This is a genomic window from Mycolicibacterium iranicum, assembly GCF_014190915.1.
Classification (GTDB): Bacteria; Actinomycetota; Actinomycetes; order Mycobacteriales; family Mycobacteriaceae; genus Mycobacterium; species Mycobacterium iranicum_B.
On record NZ_JACHVU010000001.1, the window covers coordinates 708741 to 730795 of the forward strand.

The window sequence follows — 22055 nt, forward strand, 5'->3', positions numbered from 1 at the left end:
ATTGCCGCCGGCAAAACGAGCCGGGGCCGGGGTCAGCCGATGTCGGACTCGCCGGACTCGGCGGAAGCGCCGGACTCGGCGGACTCCTGCGCGGACGGGCGGGTGGTGAGGAACTCCAGCAGGCCCGTGATGTTCAGGACGCGGTCGAGCTGGGGTGTGCGGTGGTCCAGGTGCAGATGCATGCCCGCGGCCGAGGCACGCTGGTGGATGCGCACCAGGCTCGACAGGCCTGCGGAGTCGCAGAACGCGAGCTCGGTGAAGTCCAGATGCAGGTCCCGCAGTGTTCCCTTGTCGCGCAGCAACTCCGAGACGGTGTCGACGAGCAGGCCCGCCGTTCCGTAGTCGAGGTCGCCGACGACGCGGACGCGGGCGGCGTGGGCCGAGGAATGGACCGAGAGTGTGAGTTTCATGCGGGAAGTGGGGGGTCGGCGGTCACGGGCTGGGAGAGGGCGGCGCGGGCCGCCTCGATCAGACGCTGGGTGCGCGGATACTCGGGCAGCTGCCCGGCCAGCGAGTCCAGTGCCGGGATCAGCGAGGCGGCGGGGACTCCGCGCGCCACCAGGACGTCGGCCGTCCAGCCCATGAACTGGGCGAACAACTCGTCGTCGTCGGTGTAGAGCGCGGTCGCGAGGAAGTCGACGATGTGGGCGATGTCCTCGATCGTGCGCTGTCGCTGCGCCTCGCTGTAGTCGCGCATCGCCGGGTACCGCTGGTCGAGCTCGTCGACCGTCGCCTTCACCAGCTGGACGCTGTTGCCCCGCACCATCGTGTACTCCTGATCGGCCAGATGCGGCAGATCGTCGATCGGCTGATGGGTGGCGGCGATCTGGATCGGGCGCAGCCCGCGGCTCAGCAGATCCGCGGCCGCACGGGCATCGGGGGCCCAGGCGTCGGCGCCGAACTGCCGGGCGAACCGGCCGTCGCGGCCGAACGCCGCGCCACCGGCCAGCACCGCCACACCGGCCGCCTGGCAGGCGGTGATCGCCGCGTGCGCGGTCGGCAACCGGGTGGGGATCATGCACGACAGCGCCACGGCGTCGGGACCGTGCTGGTGCAGGTGGGCGATCAGGTGCGGGGTGGGGACCTGCGCACCCAGGAAGTCGACGTCCCAGCCGCGCAACCGCAGCGTCTCGGCCAGCAGCCGCGCGGGCAGCGCATGCCACTCACCGTCGACGCAGGCCACCGTGACCCGGCCGGCCTGCGGCGTGCGGCGGCTCTGCGGATGATGGGCGAGCGCCGCGATCACCCGGTCGTTGATGGCCGTGGCGGCGTGCTCCTGGGCGACCGTGATCCGGTTGGCGGCCCATTCGGTGCCGACCCGGTGCTGGACCGGGGCGATGACATCGAGCAGGACGTCCTCGGGGGCCATACCGTCGTCCACCGCGGCGAAGACGATCGTCGCCGCCGCGTATTCGTCCCCGTCGAGGACGGCTCCCCAGAGCCGGTCCCGCACGACCTGGTAGCCGGTGTCCTCGACGGTTCTCGTCGCGCGGGCACCGGTGTCCTGTGTGCTCACGCGGTGTACCTCCCGGCGGTGTGCCCGTCGACGGCGCTGAGGTGGGTGCGGCGCGGCGCGGTGATCGCGACCACCGCGATGTCGTCGTGCGCCTGCTCGTTCACCCACTGGGTGGTCAGCATCATGATGCGTTCGACCACCGCTTCGGCCGGCAGGCCGGCGCATTCGGCGAGGGCCGCGGCCAGGCGCTGCTCGCCGAACAGGTCGGTGCCCAGCGGCCCGCCGCGTGCCTCGGTGACGCCGTCGGTGAACAGCAGGCAGGTCTCGCCGGGCGCCAGCACGGTCTGCACGGTGCGGGCCCTGATCTGGGGCATCACACCGATGAGCGTGCCGCGGGTGTCGACCTCCTCGACCCGCCCGTCGTTGCGCACGATCAGCGGTGCGAGGTGGCCGGCGCTGGTCAGGCGAAGTTCCACCTGCCCGTCGCGCCGGGTCACCGACACGAGCACGAGCGTGGCGAACCGGGTGTCGTCGACCGAGAGCAGCGCGCTGTTGAGCAGCTTCAGCACGCGCAGGTGGTCGTCGGCCAGCGGCGCCAGCGCCTGCAGCGTGTTGCGGATCTTGCCGGTCAGAACGGCGGCTTCGAGGCCCTTGCCGCAGACGTCGCCGAGCACGACGAGGGTCTCGTCGCCGGGTTTGACCGGCGGATGGACGTCGTAGAAGTCGCCGCCGATGGCCTCGTGGTCCTCCGACGCGCGGTAGCCGCCCGCGAGCTCGATGCCGTCGAGTCGGTGCAGCTGCGGTGGGAGCAGGTCGCGCATCAGCGTGCGGGTGATCGCGGACTGTTCGGCGTAGAGCCGGGCGGCGGACAGAGCCGCGCCGGCGCGGGCGGCGAACAGGCGGGCGAAGATCTCCTCACCCTCGCTGAACGCGGTCTGCGAATTGCGGCGCAGCAGCACCAGCGCACCGGCGGGCACGCCGTGCCCGGGCAGCGGGGTGATGACGACCGATCCGACCTGACCGGTGAACCCGACAGGGACGAGCCAGTCCGGGACCGACGCGGGGTCGATCCAGCGCGACGGGACGGGTGGGAAACCGCGCAACGCCTCGCTGAGCCCGGCCACCTCGACCGGCTCGGCGTCGACGGTGCGGTGTTCGGCGGACCCGTCGGGACCGCTGCACACCACCGGGATGCTTCCCGCGGTCATCGGGGCGACCAGCACCGCGGCGTCGGCGAGATGCCGCGCCGCCAGCTGCACGGTTGCCTCCATGCACCGGTCGATGTTCAGCGATGCCATCAGCATCGCCGACGCCTCGTCGAGGAACGCTGCGCGCTCCCGCTCCAGGTTCAGGGCCTGTTGGGTGTCGCGGACCGTCCGGTCGGAACCGTCGGTCAGCCACCAGGCGACCTCCCCGTCAGGGAGTGGCGTCGGGGTCGCCTCGCGGTGGCGGGCGCCCGAGAGCCAGGAGGGGACGAATTCCTCCAGTGCGCTGCCAGGACGGACGTCCGGCAGCACCGACCGGGCCGAGGTGCTCAACGTACGGACCATTCCGTCGCGATCGACCACCAGCACCGGGTGAGGAACTGAGCCCCATGCAGCGTCTATGCCCGAGTCGACGTCGAGGGGTGTGATGTCACCCATCGTTGCCTCCTCACAGGACCGGACAGCGTCCGGCCGTCTACCGACTCTATTCGCCGAGCTAAACGATGTCGACAGCGCTGGGATCAAGGTCAGATTTGCGACACCGTCAATCGCGGCGCCACCGGCGTCGACGACGGGGGCACGTCGCCGAGAGTGACATTCCCGACTCCGCCGTCACCGCCCCAGGCGCCCCGGATGGTCGCGGATCTCGGCTGGCCCGGCCCGCGCGCAAGTACGGGAGGTCACCGCGCCGTGCCGTCCTAGAGCGGGAACACCTGACCGTCGCGGGCGATGGTCGTCCTGCCGCCGAAGTTCTTCCGGATGGCGTCGAACCACTGGGAATCCGGCAGGTCCGGCGGGTCGTAATGACTGACGATGAGATGGCCCGGCGCAACGACCGCGGCGATCTCGCCGACCTGCACGGCGGAGGTGTGCGAGTTCGGCAGGTAGTTCGGCGGGAACCGGTTGCCGTAGAACGCGGTGTCCAGGCTGAACATCGCCTCGTGCACCAGCACATCCGTGCCGCGGGCCAGCGCGATGAGGTTCTCGGACTTGACGGTGTCGCCGGAGAACGTCACCGACACCCCGGAGGCCTTCAGGTCGAAGCGGAACGCGAACGACGGGTAGACGTCGTAGTGCGGCACCAGGATCGCGGTCACGTCCACGTTGTCGTCGGACACCACAGGGAAGGGCGCCATGGCCGGGGCCCGGTTGCGGAAGTCCGAGCCGGGCGGCACGGCGATCTCGTTCACCCGGATGAGGTTGCGGATGTCGTTGGTGCCGTTGTCCCGGATGAAGATGTTGCTGGTGTAGGCGAACGCCTGCATCAACGCGTCGGTGGTGGCGGCCAGACCGGGCGTCGGATTACCGGGGTCGACCACGGGCGGGTTCGGGTTGCCCACCTCGCTGGGCGGCAACCCGCCGGCCGGTCCCGGGCCGAACACCTCGACGGCGGTGGCGCCGGGACGCATCGAGGCGCCGCCCGACAGGAAGAAGCTGTAGTAGTCGACGATGTGGTCGGCGTGCAGGTGGGTGATGAACATCTTCCGCAGGTCGCCGAAGCGCAGGCCTGCGTCGGCGAACGCGTTGAGCGAGCCGAGGCCGCAGTCGATCACGTACACGTCGCTGCCGATCTTCAGCGCCGACGAGATGCCGACCCGGTGCGCGACCGGCGGCGGTCCGGCCTGCACGCCCAGGGTGATCAATGCCGTGTGCGGCAGCGCCGCGGCGGGGGCCTGTGCAGGTTGTGCCGAGCTGGTGGCTGTCGCCGCGCCGAGGAGACCGGCGCCGAGAAGGGCCGAACCGGTCAGGGCCGCCCTGCGCGAGAACGTCGAGAGGTCGTGCCCGTCCCCACACCCGCAGCCGCCCCCCATGGCGCTCACAGTATCGGCCGGTGGGCCCGCACCAGGGAACTTCGCGTGAGACGCCGCGGAGCGGGTAAGGAGGGTGGCATGGTCACCGACAACCGCGAGACGCAGCCCGGTTCCGACGACACCGGATCCTCCGACGACGTTCCGAGCGCCAATCCCGCCTACGCGACCCCGCCGCCGGAGGGCATTCCCGACGCCGAGAGCGGCACCGAGTAGGCGCCCGGCTGCGCCGGCCACTTCGCCACGGGGCTTGACAGCGCCCGCGAAATGGCTTCTGTGCGTTGATGATCGGGTCAGAGAGGTCCTGAACTGCGGGTGTAACGGACGTCGGGGCGCCGTCGATACACTGGCGACCGTCGACTTGCCCGGCAGTGCCGACGACGACGTCGCCGCTCCCCGTGCGGGTTTCTCCGGGGTTCGCGGTGCGGCCGGGTGGGCGAGCCGACCGATCTCGACCGAAGGACTCGTTTCTTGGCACCCGCCCCTCTCGTCGATCGTCGTACTGCGCTCACAATCCCGGTGTTGATGGCGGCCGGCGCCACGCTGACCTGCGTCCCCCGCGCCTCCGCCGAACTGTCGCGCTGGTCACCGGATCGCGCGCATCGCTGGCACCGCGCTCAGGGATGGCTGGTGGGGGCGAACTTCATCCCGGCCAACGCCATCAACCAGCTGGAGATGTTCCAGCCGGGAACCTTCGATCCCCGCCGGATCGACACCGAGCTGCGGATGGCAAAACTGATCGGGCTCAACACCGTTCGGGTCTTTCTGCACGACCTGCTCTGGGTGCAGGACCGGGTGGGCTTCCAGCGGCGGCTCGCACGGTTCGTCGACATCGCCGCCCACCACGGCATCAAGCCGCTGTTCGTGCTGTTCGACTCGTGCTGGGATCCGCATCCCCGCCTCGGTAAGCAGCGCGACCCGGTGCCGGGCGTGCACAACTCGGGGTGGGTGCAGAGCCCGGGCGCCGAACACCTCGGCGACCCCGGCTACCGGCGGGTGATGCGCGACTACGTGATCGGTGTGCTGAGCCAGTTCCGCCACGACCGGCGGGTGCTCGGCTGGGATCTGTGGAACGAGCCCGACAACCCGGCGGACGCGTACAAGCAGGTGGAGCGGCCCGACAAGGTGGAACGCGTCGTCGAACTGTTGCCCCAGGTGTTCCAGTGGGCCCGCTCCGTCGATCCCATCCAGCCCCTGACCAGCGGTGTCTGGGAGGGTGAATGGGGAGATGCGGCGCGCCGCAGCGAGATCAACCGGATCCAGCTGGATCTGTCGGACGTGATCACGTTCCACAGTTACGCCGATGCCCGGGGTTTCGACCGGCGGCTGCAGGAGCTCACCCCGCTGGGTAGACCGATGCTGTGCACCGAGTACATGGCGCGGACGCTGGACAGCACGGTCGAGTCGATCCTGCCGATCACCAAGGCCCGCACCATCGGCGCGTACACCTGGGGGTTCGTGGCGGGCAAGACCCAGACGTTCCTGCCATGGGACTCCTGGGACCGGCCGGTACTGGAGCCACGGCTGTGGTTCCACGACCTGCTGAACACCGACGGGAGTCCGTACCGCGCCGTGGAGATCGCCACCATCCGCGAACTCACCGGGCGCCACCGCCCGAGCTGATCCGGGTCAGACGGCCCGGGGGGCGTCGGCCAGCCGGACCGGGCGGCAGATCAGGGTGACGACCAGGCTCAGTGCGGCCGCCAGCCCGAACGCCGTGTACACGTTGACCAGGTCGGCGGTACCGCCGAGCAGCGCCGCCGCGATCGGCCGGGAGCCCAGGAAGCCGACGAGCCACAGCGCCATGATGCGTCCGCGCAGCTCTTCCGGAGCGCGTTCCTGCACGACGGTGGACAGCCCGGTCATGGCGCACCCGAAGCCGAAGCCGGCCAGTACGAAACCGGTGAAGGCGATCCACGGCTGCATACCGACCGCGAGGACGATGCTGCCCACGGTCAGCACCGCCATGCCGATCGACGACACGTACGCCGAGGCGATACGTCCGCGCAGCAGTGCCAGCGCGCCCATGCCCACCGCGGCACCGACGCCGAACACCGCCGACAGCGTGCCGACCATGCTCGCGCCGCCGCCCAGGGCGTCGGCCATCGAGGGTGCCAGCGTGATGGACGGGTCGGACACGATGCCGACGGTCGTCACCGCGACCAGGGCGAGCAGCAACGGCCGGTCCGCCAGGACGTACCGGACGGCGACCCGCACGCGGTAGTCGGTGCCCGGGCGGCGCGTGGGCGGTGCCGGGAACGTGACGGCCACCAGGAAGAGCGCGAAGACCAGGTGCAGCACCGCGCTGACGGTGAACGCGGTCGCCGGGCCCAGGTGCGCCGCCAGATAGGCGCCGGCGGCGGGCCCCAGGATGCGGCCGACGGTCATCGGGATGCTGTTGAGCGCCATCGCCGTGGCCAGTTCGCCGTCGCGGATCAGCAGCGGCACGATCGACTGCATCGCCGGGCCCCCGATCACGAACCCGAAGCCGACGAGGGTCGTGCCGATCAGGATCGGGATGGCGACGGCCATGCCGTGCAGCGTCGGGGAGGCGAACATCCACACCGCGATCGATCCCGAACCGATCACGCAGAAGACCCTGCCCAGCAGGATCTGTCTGGCCGGGTTACCGGTGTCGGCCCATTTGCCGCTGGTCGGGGCGAGGATCAGCTGCGGCGCGAACTGGACCACACCGACCAGACCCACCATCAGGGCCGAGCGGGTGGCGTCGTACATCACGATCGCCGCGACGATGCCGTGCGTCCACACGGCCACGACGGCGAACATCTTGCCCCAGAACAGGGCACCGAAGACGCGGTCGAACATCAGGCCGAACGCAGAGCGCGACGGCAACCCGACGGTGGCGGCCTCCGCAGTCATCAAATATGCATAGCACAGCGATGTATTTGCCGGAAAATCGAGCGGGGCCCGTCAGGTGTGTGCTGGCGTGGTCGCGAACTGGTCGGTGATGGCCTGGCAGAACGCGTCGAGGTCCTTCGGCGAGCGGCTGGTGATCAGGTTGCCGTCGATGCAGACCTGCTGATCGACGACGGTCGCGCCGGCGTTGCGCAGGTCGGTGCGCAGGCTCGGATACGACGTGAGGGTGCGGTCCCGGACGACGTCGGCTTCGACGAGCGCCCACGGGCCGTGGCAGATCGCGGCCACGGGCTTGCCCGACTGCACGAACTCGCGGACGAACGCGACCGCGCCCTCGTCGAGACGCAACTTGTCCCCGTTGACCGTTCCCCCGGGGAGCACAAGCCCGTCGTACTCCTCGACGCGGGCGTCACCGACGACCCGGTCCACCGGGAACGACCCGGCCGGCTCCAGATCGTGGTTGCGGGCATCGATCTCGCCGTCCTTGACCGACAGCAGGTCGACCTGGCCGCCGGCGTCCTGGACCGCCGCGCGCGGCTGTTCCAATTCGACCTTCTCGACGCCGTCGGCGGCGAGGAAGGCGATCCTGCGTCCCTGAAGTTCGTTCGGCATGTGCTGACTCCTCTCGTTGCCGGGCGCGTACCCCGTTCCCGGGGTCCGAAATCAGTCCGTCAGCGCCCGGCCAACGATCTGGGGATCCGGGGCGCCGACCACGTCGTGGTCCTTGTCGTCGTAGTCGAAGCGGTGGAGCACATACCGCATCGCGTTGATCCGGGCGCGCTTCTTGTCGTTGCTCTTGACCACGATCCACGGCGCCAGGTCGGTGTCGGTCGCGGCGAACATGGCCTCCTTCGCCTCGGTGTAGTCGCGCCAGCGATCCGAGGACTCCAGATCCATCGGCGAGAATTTCCACTCGCGCACCGGGTCGACCAGCCGGATGGCGAACCGGGTGCGCTGTTCGGACGGGGAGACCGAGCACCACAGCTTGACCAGGTTGATGCCCGACTCGATCAGCATCTGCTCGAAAATCGGTGTGTGCCTGACGAATTCGGAGTACTGCTCGGGTGTGCAGAAGCCCATTACGCGTTCCACCCCGGCGCGGTTGTACCAGGACCGGTCGAACAGCACGATCTCCCCGGCCGCCGGGAAGTGCCGCACATAGCGCTGGAAGTACCACTGGGTCCTCTCACGGTCGGTGGGCTTGTCGAGCGCGACCACGCGCGCGCTCCTGGGGTTGAGGTGCTCGACGAAGCGCAGGATGGTGCCGCCCTTGCCCGCGGCGTCGCGGCCCTCGAACAGGATGAGATGACGGGTGCCCGTGCGGTTGCTCCACTTCTGCAGCTTGAGTAGTTCGATCTGCAGCCGCCGCTTCTCACGCTCGTACTCGCTGCGCGGCATCTTCTCCGGGTACGGATAGCCCTCGCGCCACGTCTCGACCGGCGCGCCGTCGCGGTCGAGCAGGACGGGTTCGTCCTCGTCCCGGTCGTCGATCGAGTACCCGTGCCCTTCGGCGAACAGGTCGTCCAAACTGAACTCAGGCATACCTGGGGGCTTCCCGCGTCCTCTAACGTCGAACCCATGACAGCTCAGTCCGATACCGCCCGCCTCGACGACGTCGCCCCCGGGGACGTCATCTCCCTGACGGTGCCCGGCGCCGATGAGCCCGGCGAATACAAGGTCGTGCACAAGAACGACACCGAAGGCACGTCCGGCCCGACCGTGATCGTCACGCTGGAGGGCGACGACGGGGAGACGTGCGACGTCGAACTACCCGGTGACACGGTCGTGGAACGGACGCTGGAATCGAAGTGGGAGTCCGGCCAGAGCCCGACGCCGCACAACGACCTGAAGAGGTAGGCCATGGCGAGGTATGAGGTCAACGCCGCCGCGGTGACCTACGTCCGCGGCCTGATCGACTCCCGGCAGTACGTCCTCGACAGCGACTGGGGCGAGGTGCAGCCGGACGCCGGAGCCCAGAACGCCTACCTCGAATCGCACGACTGGGACGCCTACAGCCGGTGGTACCTGGGCCTGACCCAGGGCGCCGCCGACGAGACCAAGGCGCGGTACGCGTTCGTCTGCGGAGATTTCCGGCGGGTGCACCGCTCGGGCCTCATCGCGTGCGTGTACCGGGCCGCGCAGTGGCGACACAAGGCGGTCGAACTCGCGGCTCACGATCTGTTGCAGCATCTCGACACCACGGCCGGCATTACCGCCGAGCCCTCCAGCTAAGTGTTTTAGCCCCCTGAGTCGGTGGTACTGACCCTTGGCGCAGCCGCGGGCTCGCAGGAAAGGGATGACCACATGAAACTCAGTCGAATTGCCGGTGCCGCCGGTGCAGCAATGCTCGGTGCGTTCACATCGGTGATCGGTGTCGGTGCTCCGACGGCGGCCGCCCAACAGCCGTGCCCGGACGTCGAGGTCGTCTTCGCGCGAGGGACCAGCGAACCCGCCGGTGTCGGGGGAGTCGGACAGTCGTTCGTCGACGCCGTGCGGGCGCAGGCCGCGCCCCGGTCGGTGGGCGTCTACGCGGTGAACTACCCCGCCGGCAACAACTTCGCCGACGGCCCGCTGTTCGCGCAGACCGTCATCGACGGCATCCGCGACGCCGGCAACCACCTGCAGAGCATGTCCGATGTCTGCCCGAACACGCGCATGATCCTCGGAGGCTTCTCCCAGGGCGCGGTCGTCTCCGGCTTCACCACGTCGGCCACGGTCCCGAGCTCGGTGCCCGCAGCCGTCGCGCCCGCGCCGCTGCCGCCGGAGGTCGCCGAGCACGTGGCTGCCGTGGTGCTGTTCGGCACCCCGTCGGGTCCGTTCCTGCAGAGGTACGGCGCCCCGGCCATCACCATCGGACCGCTCTACGCCGACAAGACGCTTCAGCTGTGCGAGCCCGGCGACAGCATCTGCAACGGCGCCCCGGACGGCGGGCCCAACCTGCCCCACTCGCTGTACGGCGTCAACGGGAAGACCAACGAGGGCGCGTCGTACGCGGTGGGGCGGCTGTAGCTCCCGTCAGGCGCCGGGGGGTACCGGGTAGCGGTCATTGACATCGGCGTTGGTGTCCTTGCGCGCACAGTGTGCGCAGCAGAACATGCCCTCGTCGGTCTCGATGCCGTGCCCGAGTATCCGGCATCCGCAGTGCCCGCAGTCCGGAGCCAACTGGACGGCTGCGCACTCCACACTGTCGAACGTCGCGGCCCGGCCGTCGTGGAAGGTGACGGTGAATGCTTTGTCGTAGTCGTTGCCGCATGTGTCGCAGATAGTCATGGAGGGCAGTCTTCCCGGCGTTCACGACGACAAACGTTGACGACGACAAACGTTTGGGGAGTCCGGAATCGGGCATCAGAGATCCGTGACGAGCGCATATACCGAATTCGACGCCACCGACGCCGCCGTCGAGGTGTATCCCCCGCAAGAAGATTCGCAGTTGCTGATCGATGCCATGCTGGCAGCCGGGCTCGCCCCGGGTGCGCGGGTGGCCGACCTGTGTACCGGCAGCGGAGTGGTCGCGGTCGCGGCCGCCGCGGCGGGTGCGGCGAAGGTCACCGCGTTCGACATCTGCCCCAAGGCGGTACAGCGGACGCGCTCGGAAGCGCTGGCCGCCGGGGTAGAGGTGGATGTGCACCGTGGGTCGTGGGCTCGCGCAGTCGAGTTCGGTCCGTTCGACGTCGTGCTCGCCAATCCCCCCTACGTGCCGCAACTCCCGGTCGACGACCGCGACGCCATCCCGTCGGAGGCCGGCCCGTCGCGAGCGTGGGACGCCGGACCGGACGGTCGACTCATCCTCGACCCGCTGTGCGCCGCAGCTCCTCTGCTCCTCGAGGAGGGTGGCACCATGCTGGTCGTCCATTCGGAGTGCTCCAACGTTCAGCGCACCGTCAGCGCTTTCCGCGACCAGGGCATGCAGGCCGAAGTGGCTGCGCAGCAGCTGATCCCGTTCGGACCGGTCATGACCCAGCGTGCCCCCTGGCTGAGGCGGGTCGGGCTGCTCGGCCGCAACAGCCAGCAGGAGCGCATCGTCGTGGTCCGTGCCGATGCCCCGTGAGCGATAAGGAATCCCGCGTGGTCCGGGTCGTCCCAGGCGGCCCGGTCATGGTGGAAGGTCCTGTGTGCATTGAGCTTCCGGACGGCGGGGTGGTCGAATCGGACCGCTTCATGGTGGCGATCTGCGCATGCCGCCGCTCGAAGACCTACCCTCTGTGCGACACCAGCCACCGTCGCCGCGAACGCGGCGACGGTTCGTCGTCGGGAAAGTCAGTCCAGGCTTCGGCGCAGTGAGCTGCGGTCGTCGCTCCAGCACGCCATGATGTGATCGGCCAGGCGCTCCTCGACCAGGTCGAAGGCCCGGATGCCGAAGACGATGTCGCGGTCCAGTTCCGGCTCGCGCTGCACGAGATCCCCGACCACATCGGTGCGCACCACCTGCTCGTGCACCGCGTCCGCCTCGATGTGCTCGGCGTAGAACGCACTGCAGTCGGCGGGCGCGCCCAGACGCTCCAGGGCCTGCACCATCCGGCGTGATCCGGGAGGCGAGGTGACCTCGGTGGCTGCGAAATGTCCGACCGCCGAACCGCGCAGGCTGCGGTGCAGACCGAACAGCGACATCACGTTGACCACCGCCAGCGTCGGTGCGGGGACGTCGTTGAGGTAGCCCAGGTACCTGGTGTCGAGATCGGCGGCGGCCATCAGGTCGGCGAACAGCTGCTGGTGCAGTCGGGCGCCCTTGCCGGCCCCGAACTCGTCGAACTCCACGGCGACGAACGACGCCTTCGCCTGACCGGTCAGCCGCGGGATGGCCCACGCGTGGGGGTCGCCCTCCTTGAGGTGGTACAGCGACCGGTGCGCGAAGAGCTCCCGCATCTGCTCCCAGCTGCCCTTGTCGCGCATGTAGTAGGACAGGCCCGTGCCGTTGACCGGTTCCACGCACAGAGCGTCGAGTTCGGCGAGGGCACTGGCGTCGGGCTCGATGTCGCCGACCCCGCGCCGGATGTCCTCCAGGAAGATCTCTTCCAGCCGGCCACGCAGATAGAGAAGGCCGGCGTTCCACTCCCAGGCGTTGTCGACGCCGGCGAATCCGCGGTAGTGCAGCTCGTAACAGATGTAGAGGGCGAGCTGCAGATCGATTCCGGCGGGATCCGCGTCGGCGAGCGAGGTCTCGACCTTGGCCAGATAGCGCAGCGGAGCGCGCTCCGCCAGCAACTCCACCACGGACATCGAGATCGGACCCCGCGGATCGGGCAGGGTCGGTTGGACTAGCGTCGGCATCACGGGCGCTACGTACCCGCCTCCACCGGCGTCAAACCGAGACGGCCGTACCGGTCCTGGGTCGCCGCGGTGTACCCACGAGCCCCCCACCCCTACACCTCGTTGCTGCCTTTCTCACAAACCGGTCATCAGAGTCATGCCTGCGGCCGTCTTCGGGTAACCGACCTATCGAGCGCAGCACAACGCTGACGACCGACCTACGAGCCGGACGACGGCTCAATCCAACAAGACAAGGGGTGAACAAGACCTATGGCCACCACGGCTGTTTCGACCGAATCGACCACCGCCACGCTGATCGCGCAGTTGCGCACGGTACTGGATCTGACGCACACCGAGATCCAGGTCGCCGAGACCCGCGTGTCCCAGGCCCGCACCGACGCGGTGCGGCGCGAGCTGACCCAGAACGCCGAGAATGCCCGCGACCGCGCCGAGGCGATCGAGCGCGCCATCCGCGACCTCGGTGGATTTCCCGACGTCATCGGCCCGTTCCTGGGCCGCGCCGCGGCTGCGGTGAAGGCCCTCACCGAGCAGGCGGAGCCGTTCGACGAGGCCCTGCTGGGCGATCTCGCCCTCGAAGGCCAGCTGCTGGACCGCTCGCGCTACGTCAAGGCTCTCGCCGTCGCCGCAAAGCATCAGGACGTCGAAGCGCTGGCCACCCGCCTGATCACCGCGCACACCGCCACGGTCGAGTGGCTGACCACGGTCCTGGCCGAGGATGCGCTCGGCGGACCCGCGGCTCTGCGCAGGACCCCGACCCAGGCCGCTGCCGGGCTGGCCGTGAAGCTGGCGAACCTGCCCTTCACCTGGTCGACGCGCAGCGCCGAGCGGGTGGCCGAGGCCATTCGCTCCGTCCGACCGGCCCTCGCCGATCTCGTGGAGCGCGGCCAGCGCACCGGTGACATCGCCGGCCGGGCCCTCTCGGGTGCCCGCGACGGTGCCCTGGAAGCTGCGGAGCGGGTCACCCGCGAGCAGGGCGCCGACGACGCCGCCGACGCCATCCATGCGGCTCGCGGCGCGACCGGCGTCCTCAACTCCGAGGAGCTGCCGATCTCGAACTACGACGATCTGACCGTCACGGATGCGGCGAATGCGGTGAAGGAACTCACCGAGCCGTCCGACATCCGCGTGATCATCAGCTACGAGGAGGCGCACAAGAACCGTCAGCGCGTCGTCTCGGCCGCGCAGACGCGTATCGCCGCCATCGCGCAGGAAGTGGTCGGCATCAACAACTGATCCACTGACGCACCAGCACCGAGCCGACACGGGACACCGTGTCGGCTCGGTCGCGTTTCGCTCCCCGCGGATGCGGGTAGGTGCCGAAAGCTCCGGGCGGCGCGCGACCGTCCGGACGGTCGGGAGGGGTCTCATGGGGTCGAGGGTGTCGAGGTTCTCCGGGTTCTCGACGGTGTCGAGGGTCGATGCGCAGCCGGGGTGGGCACGTGCTTGGACACGCGTCACCGCCGCCGTGCGGACGTGGGCGACGCCCAGAACGCCGACCGCGCACGAGTATTGGGGAACCCCGGTGTCGCCGGGAGTGAACTGGTGGAAGGCCCTCTAGGGACGCGTGCGGTAAGCCCCCGTCATCAGGCCCCGTCGCTATTGGCCGCTGTGCGTCTGAGGTCGTTCACCCCGGGTCAGCGGCGGGACGTGTTCGACCGCGCCGGCCACCGACGCGAGCAGGGCCGAAAGGCGATGCGCCGCAGCGGCAGACCGGCCGGACGTCCGCCGGGAATGCCGGTCGAGATGGTCGCGCGACCGGTCGATCGCGGTGAGGGGCAGGGCGGCAACGACATTGCCCGGTGGGCGCCGGGCCACCACAGGGTGCGGGCGGGTGGGCGCTGTGCGCCGCACCGCTTCCCATGCAGCGCCCAACGCGATCAGGCGGGTGCGCGGCAGCGCCGCCTGCAACTTCGGTAACAGTTCGTCCTCTTCGTCGCGGACGTCCTGGCTGAGCAACGCGGAGATGCGGCTCCACAGGCGGTGATGCTCGTGGCTGTCGGGATCGCTGCGCTCCAGCGCGGTGAACAACTCGTTGATCTCCTGGTGCTCCTGTTCGATCGTCAGCGTGAGCTGTTCCCCGTCGGGCAGGACACGCCGGATGACCGGCCACAGGACGGACTCCTCGGCGAACGCATGCGGGAACACCAGCCGGCACAGATCGTTGAGCAACTGCAGGCGGGCGGACCCGCGGGCGTCGTCGACGGCGTGGATCAGCCGGTCCAGTTCGACGTGGTCGCGCTTCTGCCGGGCCAGAACGCTGCCCGGCCCACCGAGTTGATCGAGCGTCTGTGTGGCAAGCGATTCCATGCCCGCGCAATACCCACGACCGGCGGGTCGAATCCACCTACGGGTTACTGTCGGTCGGTGACCATCAGCTACGACGCCGCGTTACGGGACCGGATCCGGCACAACCTGGGCGGGCACGAGCGGCGTTCGGTGACGGACCCCTCAAGACGTCACGCGGCGGTCGCGGTGGTGCTGGTCGACTCCGAGGTGGGGGAGGACCGCGTGGATCCCGCGCCGGTCGACGACTGGATCGCCGGGCGGCCGATGCCCGAGGATCTCGACGGGCGCATGGTCGATGTCTCGGGCGGCGCGGCATTTCTGCTCTGTCGCAGGGCGTCCCGACTGTCCACCCATTCGGCGCAGTGGGCACTGCCCGGCGGGAGACTCGACCCGGGCGAGACCGTCGTCGAGGCGGCCCTGAGAGAGCTGGACGAAGAGGTGGGGGTCCGGCTGCCGGAGTCCGCCGTGCTCGGAATGCTTGACGACTATTCGACACGGTCGGGATACGTCATCACGCCGGTGGTGGTGTGGGGCGGCGGACGGCTCGACCCGACGCCTGCACCCGACGAAGTCGTGGCCGTCTATCGCGTCGGGCTGCATCAACTGCTCCGTGAGGACTCCCCACGGTTCCTGACGATCCCGGAGAGTCCGCGCCCGGTCGTGCAGATTCCCCTCGGGAACGACCTCATCCATGCGCCCACGGGGGCGATCCTGTTGCAGCTGAGGTGGCTGGGCCTGGAGGGGCGCCCCGACGCCGTGGACGAGCTGGAGCAGCCGGTGTTCGCCTGGAAATGACGGCACTCTGTTTTCCGCGGCGCCGGTCCGGGTAGACCACCTCTCGACAGCGAACTCCCCGACAGCGGATGTAAGTGAGATGACAGCGACCCAGCACAGCGGAAAGCACCGGAGCGATCGCCGGAGCCGTCACCGCGCTCAGCGTCTGACCACGGTCTCCCTGATGGGCGCGGCCGGAGTGACGGGGTGGGTCGTGATGACCAACATCCTGGAAGCCCCGCCCGCCCCGGTGGCCCAGCAATCGTCGGTCTCGGTCGCGCAGGCGGCGCCGGCCGTGCAGAGCGTTCCAGCCGGGCAAACAGCGGCCGGGCAGACGTCAGTCGGGCCGCAGGCGGCCGCCGCCCCTCAGCAGATCCAGCGGGTGGGGCAGGTGACCGCAGCGTCGCCGACATCACTGACCACCACCACGGCCGCCGGAGTCAGCACCACCTTCAGGATCACGCCCTCCACCACCCACATCGGCCAGCCGACGGCGCTGCAGCAGAACGTCGTGGTCATGGGTGTCATCCGCGACGGCGTTCCGGTCGCGACCGCGATCGCCGACCGGCAGATGGTCGGGCCCGACGGCCCGCCGATGGACTACCAACTGCCCGTCTAGACGTCCGTCCCCGGCTCAGCCGAACACGGGCGCCGCGCGCCATTCGTCCAACGCGGCGGACAGCCCGCCGGCGAGCAGCGGGAGCGCAGGAATCAACGTCACGCACGCGACGAACTGCAGGCGCCTGGCATGATCGAGGACGCGCTGCACCTCCGGATCGGTTCGGCGTAACCCGAATTCGCGCGCTGCCTGCTCGTAGTCTGCGACGGCCTGCGGGCCAAGCATCGCGAGGTCCCACTCGACGGGACCGCAGCACGCGTCCTCGAAGTCGGAGAACCGGATGCCGGCCGTCGTCCGGATCACGTTGTGCGACGGCGCATCACCTTGAATCGGCTGCACGGTTACCCCGGGGAACGCCGCGAGAAATGTGTCGCGATCGCCCAGGATCGCCTGCAGGGCCTCGAATTCCGATCGGGCACGATCCACCTCCTCGGCAGTGAGGATGTCTGCGCTGTCCAGGCCGGCCATCATGTCGGGCAGGCCCTCGGTGAACGGAGTCAGGAACGGGAGCTCACCCGGATAACCGGCCAGTGCGGCGTGCAGCCGTGCGCTGTGGTCGAATCCCACGCCACGATAGGGCTCATGGTCCTCGGCGAGCTCGGCCAGCTCCCAGAAGGTCAGCGAGAAACCGTCCCGCCGCACCGGCGCGCGGGGCACCCGCGGCGACGGGGGAACCACGGGAACACCCTGGGTGTCCAGCCACGCGGCGACGTCGAGCTCCCGCTGTTGGCGGGCTTCCTGTCGCTCGGGGTCCGTACTGGCGGTCAGCACCACGGGAATACGGGCCACGACCGGCTCGGGCTCCAGGTGGACGACGACCGAGAACACGTCGTGCAGAACCCGCGCTCGGTCCACGCCGAGGCCGAGATCGCGGGCCGCGTCGATCGCGGCCTGACCGGCCCGCCGGGTGCGCTCGGCGAGGTCCTCGGGTGAGAGGGTCTTCATCGGAACCCATGGTGCCAAAGAGGCCCGCCCGCAGGCCGTCTACCCGTCGTAGTGGACCCGCGCCAGCTCCCCGTTGTGCTGCTGCTCGTCGTCACCGTCGAAGGCCCTGCCGCGGCGCTCCGCCTTCGCGCTTCCACTGAACAGACCCGAATCCGCCTGCGGCCGACCTCGATGGGCGAGTGCGTTCGGCAGCGCCCGGTCGGTGTCCGTCTGGTGTTCGATGCGCTGACGCGGCAGCGCATCGGGGTTGGTCCGCTGCAGCCACTGCACCATGCCTTCACGGACATCGCACCGCAGATCGAACAGCTGCCCCGCGTTCGACGCGCTGACCAGCATCCGCACCCGCACCGAACCCTCGACCGCATCGGTGACCTGCAGAACACCGACCCGGCCGTCCCACAACGGGTTTGCGCGCAGCAGACGGTCGAGCTCGGCGCGCATCGCATCGAACGGGACCGTGAAGTCGACGTCCATCTCGGCGGTGCCGAGCAGTTCGGTCGCATTGCGGGTCCAGTTCTGGAACGGCGTGGAGGTGAAGTAGGTGCACGGCAGAACGAGGCGACGCTCGTCCCACAGGTGCACGACCACGTAGGTCAGAGTGATCTCCTCGATGCGTCCCCACTCCTCTTCCAGGACGACGACGTCGCCCACGCGGATGGCGTCGGAGAAGGCGATCTGGATGCCGGCGAACACCGATCCGAGCGAGGTCTGCGCGGCCAGGCCGGCGACGACCGTCAACACGCCGGCCGAGGCGAACAGCGTCTTACCGATGTCGCTGAACGACGGGAACGTCATCAACGCCGCGGCGATGCCGAGCATCACGATGATGGCGACGGCGATGCGGCGCAACGTGAGCACCTGGGTCTTGATCTTGCGGCGGTGGCGGTCCGCATCGGTCAGGCCTTCGTCACCGCCGGCGAATCGAGAGATCACCTGCCGTTCGGCCACGCGCACCAGGCTGGCCACCATCCACGTCAGGGTGGCGATCAGCGCGATCACCAGCGCGTGGTCGACCCAGCTGCGCCAGCTCGAGCTGATGTCCACGATGCGCCGGACGGCCGCCGACGCCGCGATCACCACCAGCGTCGCGCGCAGTGGCCGCCGCGTCAGATCGGCGATGTGATGCACCAGCGTGCTGCGTCGCCCCAGGCGCTGCAGGATCCAGGACAGGGCGAGGCCCACGGCGTAGGCGAGGGCGACGGAGCCGGCGATCCACGCGGCGTCCCGGGCGAAATGTGTTGCGGAGGTGAATTCGATCGGGTCGTCCATGACAGAAGAAGACTCCAAGAGCGGTTGTCAGTGGGCATGAGAGAACACGACGACGGCGTCGTTCCGTCGAAGCGTTCCCGGCAACCCGGCGCTGAAACCGTCCGCGGCGCGTCCTGGGCGATCTGGGATCGAGCTCACACCGTCACAGCGGGTCTAGCTGCGGCGGGCGATCTGCGTTTTGATCCTGGCGGGCAGCGCCTCGGCTGCGGCCAGTGTGGGCATCAACGCCGACTCGCCCATCAATGCCCGGAACACCATGCTGATCGTCACCTCGTGGTCGGGGCGGCTGAGGACTTGGATCTCGTCCCCGGCGCGGATCGTGCCCGGTTCGATCACACGGAAGTAGGCGCCCGGCTGCCCGGCCGCGGTGAACGTCTTGATCCAGCCGGGGATCTGGAGCCACTTCACGAACGTCTGGCACGGCGTTCTGGGGCTGGTGACCTCGAGGACGAGGCCGTCGTCGCCCACGGCCCAGCGTTCCCCGATCAGCAGGTTGGTCAGGTCGACGCCACCAGTCGTCATGTTCTCGCCGAACATGCCGTTGGTCAGGTCACGTCCCAGCCGGCCCTCCCAGTGGTCGAGATCCTCGCGGGCGTAGGCGTAGACGGCCTGGTCGTCGCCGCCGTGATGCTTGCTGTCACAGACGGAATCGCCGACGATGCCGCTGCCCAGCCCGCCTTTGCGCGGGCCCGGCGCACGCACCTCCAGCGGTTCGGAGCTGGGTCGTTTGTCGATCCCCGACCGCCGCCGACCCAGGTCGATGGGCTCTGCTGCTTTGTTCACCGTCAACACCGAAGCCATACCCGAAGCTAACCGCATTGCCGGCGTTCGTCTTCCGCCCACCCCAGGGCCCACCCCAAGCCCATCCCAGGCGACAGCGGGACCACCCTGGAGTCAGCTGAGCAGTTCCCAACTGTCGTCTTCGCCGACGGGAGCCGCGGTGATCCGAAGGGTTCGCTGCTCGCCCTGCGTGTCCGTGGCGGAGCAGTCGAAGGTCTTGCCGACCTCGACGGGCTTCAACCCCTCGCCGCAGTCCACCGTCACCGGAAACTCGACCTGCCGGGACACCTCGTCCGACAGACCGTCGGCCACGGCCTGCAGATCGAAGAGCGTGTCCCTGGTCTCGTATTCGACGTCGTACTCGTCGTTGGTGACCTTCGCGTCCACGCGGACCGTCTGCCCGCCGACCTCGGCCGTGCACTGCAGGCTGTCACCGGCCTCGGGGCCGGGCGACTGCTCGGGGCACTCGACACGGGAGACCGTCTCACCGGTGTCGGAGTAGGTGGTGTTGAGCGCGTCCCGGATCTTGGTTTCGAGCTTGTCGTAGTCCAGCCCGCCGAAGGAGAAGGAGCAGGCCGACATCGTGAGGGCGGCGCCGCAGGCGAGCCCGAACTTGATCATGGTCAGGATCGTATGGTCGCGCCGGTCGCCCGTCTAGAGACCTGCGAGATCGTCGGGAACGTCGACGGCATAGCGCTGCAACACCTCAAGGGGCACCGCCTCGAGCGTGCGTTCGTGGGTCGATGCGAGAACCACCGGACACCCGTGACCGTCCTCGTGGGCCCGCAGCCAGTTCAGTGCGGTCACGCACCAGCGGTCACCCGGCTTCAGCCCCGGGAAGCGGTAAGCCGGCATCGGCGTCGACAGATCGTTGCCGATGGAGCGCTGATGGGCCAGGAAGTCGGCGGTCACCACCGCGCAGATCGTGTGGCGGCCGAGATCCTCGTCCCCGGTGCTGCAGCACCCGTCGCGATAGAAGCCCGTCAAAGGCTCGGTGCCGCAGGGATCCAACGGTCCGCCCAGGACATTCCGGTCCACCATCTGCCCAGTATCGCGTAGCGTCGCCGGGCATGGCGTCCACGGTCCGCTATGCAGCGCTGCTGCGGGGCATCAACGTCGGCGGCCGCAACAAGATCTCGATGGCCGATCTGCGGGCACTGTTCGAGGAGGCCGGCTACGGCGAGGTCGGCACCTACATCCAGTCGGGCAACGTGGTGTTCGAAACCGATTCTGCGCGAACGTCATTGGAGTCCGACATCGAGGCCCTGCTGCGGGAACACCTGGAAACCCCGCCGGTCGTGGTCGTGCGTTCGCACCCTCAGATGCGGGCCGTCGTGAACGAGGCGCCTGTCGATTTCGCCGCGCGCGCCGAGGACCACCATCGCGACGTGGTCTTCCTGAAGGATCCGCTGACCGCCGAGCAGGCGATGGGGGTGGTGCAGACGCGCGAGGGTGTCGACGAGGCGTGGCCGGGCCCGGGGGTCGTCTACTTCACCCGGCTGATCGCCGAGAAGACCAAGAGCCGGATGAACCGCATCGTCGGGACACCGCAGTACCGGTTGATGACGATCCGGAACTGGGCGACGACGACGCGGATGCTGTCCCTCCTCGATGCGATGAGCTGACCTCGGCTTGCGCTGAAGCGGGGGTCGTCTCTCAGATACTGAGCCTGCGGTAGCGCTGCAGGCGCCGGACACCGTGGGCCGGGGCGGCGCCGGACAGTGGTGTCAGCGCGGCCCGGATTCTCTCCCGGACGTCCTCGACGTCGAGCCCCATGCCGATCGCGACGAGGCTGTTGGCCACAGCCCGGGCCGGGGCGGCGGCGATGTGCACCGAGGGACCCACCACGTTCACCGCGTAGTTCCTGGTGCTCGACCGGTAGCGCACCGCGACGGTGCCCTTCATGCGGTAGACGCCCGGCGGCGGTTCCTCCAGAAGGTCGATCAGCGCCCCGGGGTCCACGGCGCCGTCCCCGAAGACGGTCACCGAATCCGCGTGCACGTGGTCGTGATCGTGGGCGTGCGGCGCGGTGCCGGGGGTTCCAGAATCGGCCCCGGAATCGGCCCCGGTGTCGGCCCCGGTGTCGAAGAGGGCGTCGCGGAAGGTCAGCTGGCCCGGCTCCTGCGCGGTCGCGGCGATGTCGTACAGAAGTGCCGGGTCGATGCGCCCTGCGGTGGCCCCGACGACGTAGGCGGTCGGGTTGAGGGTGCGGACCCGGGCTTCGACGCGCTGCAGCACGCCGGACCGGTCGGCGTCGGCGATCTGATCGAGTTTGTTGACCACGACCAGCGTCGCCGCGCCGTAGCGCGCGGGAGGGGTGGCGTCACGGTCGACGGTGTCGAAGTGGGTCGCGGCGTCGAGGACGTCGATCACCCCGCCAGGACGGACACCGTCGACCCCGCTGAACCGGATGATCCGGGACACGGCGACCGGGTCGGCCAGCCCGCTCGCCTCGACGATGATGGCGTCGAGGCGCAGTCTGGGGTCGGCCAGCCGGGTGAGCGCGAGGTCCAGGCCACCCTCGTCCGGCAGGCAGCAGATGCACCCACCGGCGATCGACGCGGGTTCGTCGATCTGCCCCGTGACCAACCCGGCGTCGACGTTGAGTTCGCCGAAGTCGTTGATGACGACGCCGATCCGGGCGTTCGGGCTGCCCAGCACATGGTTGAGCAGCGTGGTCTTTCCGGCGCCGAGGTAGCCGGTCAACGCGATGACGGGAATCGGCTGCACAGCACGGCAGGCTACAGGCTGGGCAGGGGGTCTACCAC

General features: G+C 69.3%; 27 protein-coding genes. 11 read left to right on the plus strand and 16 right to left on the minus strand.

Annotated features, from left to right (window positions below; genetic code table 11):
• Positions 1 to 32: 32 nt before the first annotated feature.
• The 4 genes from FHR72_RS03255 to FHR72_RS03270 form a co-directional block, all read right to left on the minus strand.
• Positions 33 to 410, minus strand: coding sequence for an STAS domain-containing protein (locus FHR72_RS03255; RefSeq protein ID WP_183466439.1), 378 nt, complete (start codon positions 408 to 410; stop codon positions 33 to 35).
• On the minus strand, positions 407 to 1453 hold the full coding sequence (locus FHR72_RS03260; protein WP_311736046.1) for a cobalamin B12-binding domain-containing protein: 1047 nt from the start codon (positions 1451 to 1453) through the stop codon (positions 407 to 409). Before FHR72_RS03260 ends, FHR72_RS03255 begins: the two co-directional genes overlap by 4 nt.
• Before the next feature lie 59 nt (positions 1454 to 1512).
• Complete coding sequence (locus FHR72_RS03265; RefSeq protein WP_183466441.1) at positions 1513 to 3099, minus strand: PP2C family protein-serine/threonine phosphatase; 1587 nt, start codon at positions 3097 to 3099, stop codon at positions 1513 to 1515.
• 260 nt (positions 3100 to 3359) lie between these two features.
• Complete coding sequence (locus FHR72_RS03270; RefSeq protein WP_183466442.1) at positions 3360 to 4472, minus strand: MBL fold metallo-hydrolase; 1113 nt, start codon at positions 4470 to 4472, stop codon at positions 3360 to 3362.
• Positions 4473 to 4550: 78 nt separating this feature from the next.
• Between FHR72_RS03270 and FHR72_RS26415 the strand changes: the two genes are divergently transcribed.
• Both FHR72_RS26415 and FHR72_RS03275 read left to right on the plus strand, forming a co-directional pair.
• Positions 4551 to 4685, plus strand: a complete 135-nt coding sequence (locus FHR72_RS26415; RefSeq protein WP_260155733.1) for a hypothetical protein — start codon at positions 4551 to 4553, stop codon at positions 4683 to 4685.
• Between the two features lie 309 nt (positions 4686 to 4994).
• Positions 4995 to 6092 carry a glycoside hydrolase 5 family protein gene (locus FHR72_RS03275; RefSeq protein WP_260155797.1) on the plus strand — a complete coding sequence of 366 codons (1098 nt, stop codon included), beginning with the start codon at positions 4995 to 4997 and terminating at the stop codon, positions 6090 to 6092.
• A gap of 6 nt (positions 6093 to 6098) precedes the next feature.
• Here the strand turns inward: FHR72_RS03275 and FHR72_RS03280 are convergent, their stop codons facing one another.
• The 3 genes from FHR72_RS03280 to ppk2 are packed head-to-tail and all read right to left on the minus strand — an operon-like array spanning position 6099 to position 8888.
• Positions 6099 to 7349 (minus strand): MFS transporter, encoded by a 1251-nt coding sequence (locus FHR72_RS03280; RefSeq protein ID WP_183466444.1) that lies wholly within the window; start codon positions 7347 to 7349, stop codon positions 6099 to 6101.
• 51 nt (positions 7350 to 7400) lie between these two features.
• On the minus strand, positions 7401 to 7958 hold the full coding sequence (locus FHR72_RS03285; RefSeq protein ID WP_183466445.1) for a type 1 glutamine amidotransferase domain-containing protein: 558 nt from the start codon (positions 7956 to 7958) through the stop codon (positions 7401 to 7403).
• 51 nt (positions 7959 to 8009) lie between these two features.
• Positions 8010 to 8888 carry a polyphosphate kinase 2 gene (gene ppk2 / locus FHR72_RS03290; RefSeq protein WP_183466446.1) on the minus strand — a complete coding sequence of 293 codons (879 nt, stop codon included), beginning with the start codon at positions 8886 to 8888 and terminating at the stop codon, positions 8010 to 8012.
• Between the two features lie 36 nt (positions 8889 to 8924).
• Between ppk2 and FHR72_RS03295 the strand changes: the two genes are divergently transcribed.
• The 3 genes from FHR72_RS03295 to FHR72_RS03305 all read left to right on the plus strand — a co-directional run bounded on the left by FHR72_RS03295 (position 8925) and on the right by FHR72_RS03305 (position 10355).
• Positions 8925 to 9203, plus strand: a complete 279-nt coding sequence (locus tag FHR72_RS03295) for a hypothetical protein (protein ID WP_183466447.1) — start codon at positions 8925 to 8927, stop codon at positions 9201 to 9203.
• Between the two features lie 3 nt (positions 9204 to 9206).
• Complete coding sequence (locus tag FHR72_RS03300) at positions 9207 to 9578, plus strand: hypothetical protein (RefSeq protein WP_183466448.1); 372 nt, start codon at positions 9207 to 9209, stop codon at positions 9576 to 9578.
• A gap of 72 nt (positions 9579 to 9650) precedes the next feature.
• Entirely contained in the window at positions 9651 to 10355 is a 705-nt protein-coding gene (locus tag FHR72_RS03305; protein ID WP_183466449.1) for a cutinase family protein, read from the plus strand.
• A 6-nt stretch (positions 10356 to 10361) separates the two neighbouring features.
• Here the strand turns inward: FHR72_RS03305 and FHR72_RS03310 are convergent, their stop codons facing one another.
• The gene (locus FHR72_RS03310) at positions 10362 to 10616 is read right to left on the minus strand and encodes a metallothionein (RefSeq protein ID WP_183466450.1); all 255 of its coding nucleotides are present in this window, start codon (positions 10614 to 10616) and stop codon (positions 10362 to 10364) included.
• Positions 10617 to 10701: 85 nt separating this feature from the next.
• Between FHR72_RS03310 and FHR72_RS03315 the strand changes: the two genes are divergently transcribed.
• A complete protein-coding gene (locus tag FHR72_RS03315; RefSeq protein ID WP_183466451.1) occupies positions 10702 to 11394 on the plus strand; it encodes a HemK2/MTQ2 family protein methyltransferase in 693 nt (230 codons plus the stop codon).
• Complete coding sequence (locus FHR72_RS03320) at positions 11391 to 11627, plus strand: CDGSH iron-sulfur domain-containing protein (RefSeq protein ID WP_183466452.1); 237 nt, start codon at positions 11391 to 11393, stop codon at positions 11625 to 11627. The genes FHR72_RS03315 and FHR72_RS03320 overlap by 4 nt, the downstream gene beginning before the upstream one ends.
• Here the strand turns inward: FHR72_RS03320 and FHR72_RS03325 are convergent.
• The gene (locus tag FHR72_RS03325; protein WP_183466453.1) at positions 11604 to 12614 is read right to left on the minus strand and encodes an iron-containing redox enzyme family protein; all 1011 of its coding nucleotides are present in this window, start codon (positions 12612 to 12614) and stop codon (positions 11604 to 11606) included. The genes FHR72_RS03320 and FHR72_RS03325 overlap by 24 nt on opposite strands.
• Before the next feature lie 249 nt (positions 12615 to 12863).
• On the opposite strand from FHR72_RS03325, the gene FHR72_RS03330 reads away from it, so the two are divergent.
• A complete protein-coding gene (locus FHR72_RS03330; protein ID WP_183466454.1) occupies positions 12864 to 13847 on the plus strand; it encodes a ferritin-like domain-containing protein in 984 nt (327 codons plus the stop codon).
• Between the two features lie 363 nt (positions 13848 to 14210).
• On the opposite strand, the gene FHR72_RS03335 is transcribed toward FHR72_RS03330, so the two are convergent.
• Entirely contained in the window at positions 14211 to 14921 is a 711-nt protein-coding gene (locus FHR72_RS03335) for a hemerythrin domain-containing protein (protein ID WP_183466455.1), read from the minus strand.
• 57 nt (positions 14922 to 14978) lie between these two features.
• Here FHR72_RS03335 and FHR72_RS03340 point away from each other — a divergent pair, with 57 nt between their 5' ends.
• Together FHR72_RS03340 and FHR72_RS03345 are read left to right on the plus strand one after the other, a co-directional pair.
• On the plus strand, positions 14979 to 15695 hold the full coding sequence (locus FHR72_RS03340) for an NUDIX hydrolase (RefSeq protein WP_183466456.1): 717 nt from the start codon (positions 14979 to 14981) through the stop codon (positions 15693 to 15695).
• A gap of 163 nt (positions 15696 to 15858) precedes the next feature.
• Positions 15859 to 16293: a hypothetical protein gene (locus tag FHR72_RS03345; protein ID WP_183466457.1), complete on the plus strand. Its 435-nt coding sequence runs from the start codon at positions 15859 to 15861 to the stop codon at positions 16291 to 16293.
• 15 nt (positions 16294 to 16308) lie between these two features.
• Here the strand turns inward: FHR72_RS03345 and FHR72_RS03350 are convergent, their stop codons facing one another.
• The 5 genes from FHR72_RS03350 to FHR72_RS03370 form a co-directional block, all read right to left on the minus strand.
• Complete coding sequence (locus FHR72_RS03350) at positions 16309 to 17238, minus strand: phosphotransferase family protein (protein WP_183466458.1); 930 nt, start codon at positions 17236 to 17238, stop codon at positions 16309 to 16311.
• A 39-nt stretch (positions 17239 to 17277) separates the two neighbouring features.
• On the minus strand, positions 17278 to 18507 hold the full coding sequence (locus FHR72_RS03355) for a mechanosensitive ion channel family protein (RefSeq protein ID WP_183466459.1): 1230 nt from the start codon (positions 18505 to 18507) through the stop codon (positions 17278 to 17280).
• A gap of 153 nt (positions 18508 to 18660) precedes the next feature.
• Positions 18661 to 19308, minus strand: coding sequence for an MOSC domain-containing protein (locus FHR72_RS03360; protein WP_183466460.1), 648 nt, complete (start codon positions 19306 to 19308; stop codon positions 18661 to 18663).
• Positions 19309 to 19401: 93 nt separating this feature from the next.
• Entirely contained in the window at positions 19402 to 19908 is a 507-nt protein-coding gene (locus tag FHR72_RS03365) for a DUF4333 domain-containing protein (protein WP_183466461.1), read from the minus strand.
• A 33-nt stretch (positions 19909 to 19941) separates the two neighbouring features.
• On the minus strand, positions 19942 to 20328 hold the full coding sequence (locus FHR72_RS03370) for a DUF2237 family protein (protein WP_183466462.1): 387 nt from the start codon (positions 20326 to 20328) through the stop codon (positions 19942 to 19944).
• Positions 20329 to 20357: 29 nt separating this feature from the next.
• On the opposite strand from FHR72_RS03370, the gene FHR72_RS03375 reads away from it, so the two are divergent.
• Positions 20358 to 20912 carry a DUF1697 domain-containing protein gene (locus FHR72_RS03375; RefSeq protein WP_183466463.1) on the plus strand — a complete coding sequence of 185 codons (555 nt, stop codon included), beginning with the start codon at positions 20358 to 20360 and terminating at the stop codon, positions 20910 to 20912.
• 31 nt (positions 20913 to 20943) lie between these two features.
• Here the strand turns inward: FHR72_RS03375 and FHR72_RS03380 are convergent, their stop codons facing one another.
• The gene (locus tag FHR72_RS03380) at positions 20944 to 22017 is read right to left on the minus strand and encodes a CobW family GTP-binding protein (protein WP_183466464.1); all 1074 of its coding nucleotides are present in this window, start codon (positions 22015 to 22017) and stop codon (positions 20944 to 20946) included.
• Positions 22018 to 22055: the final 38 nt, after the last annotated feature.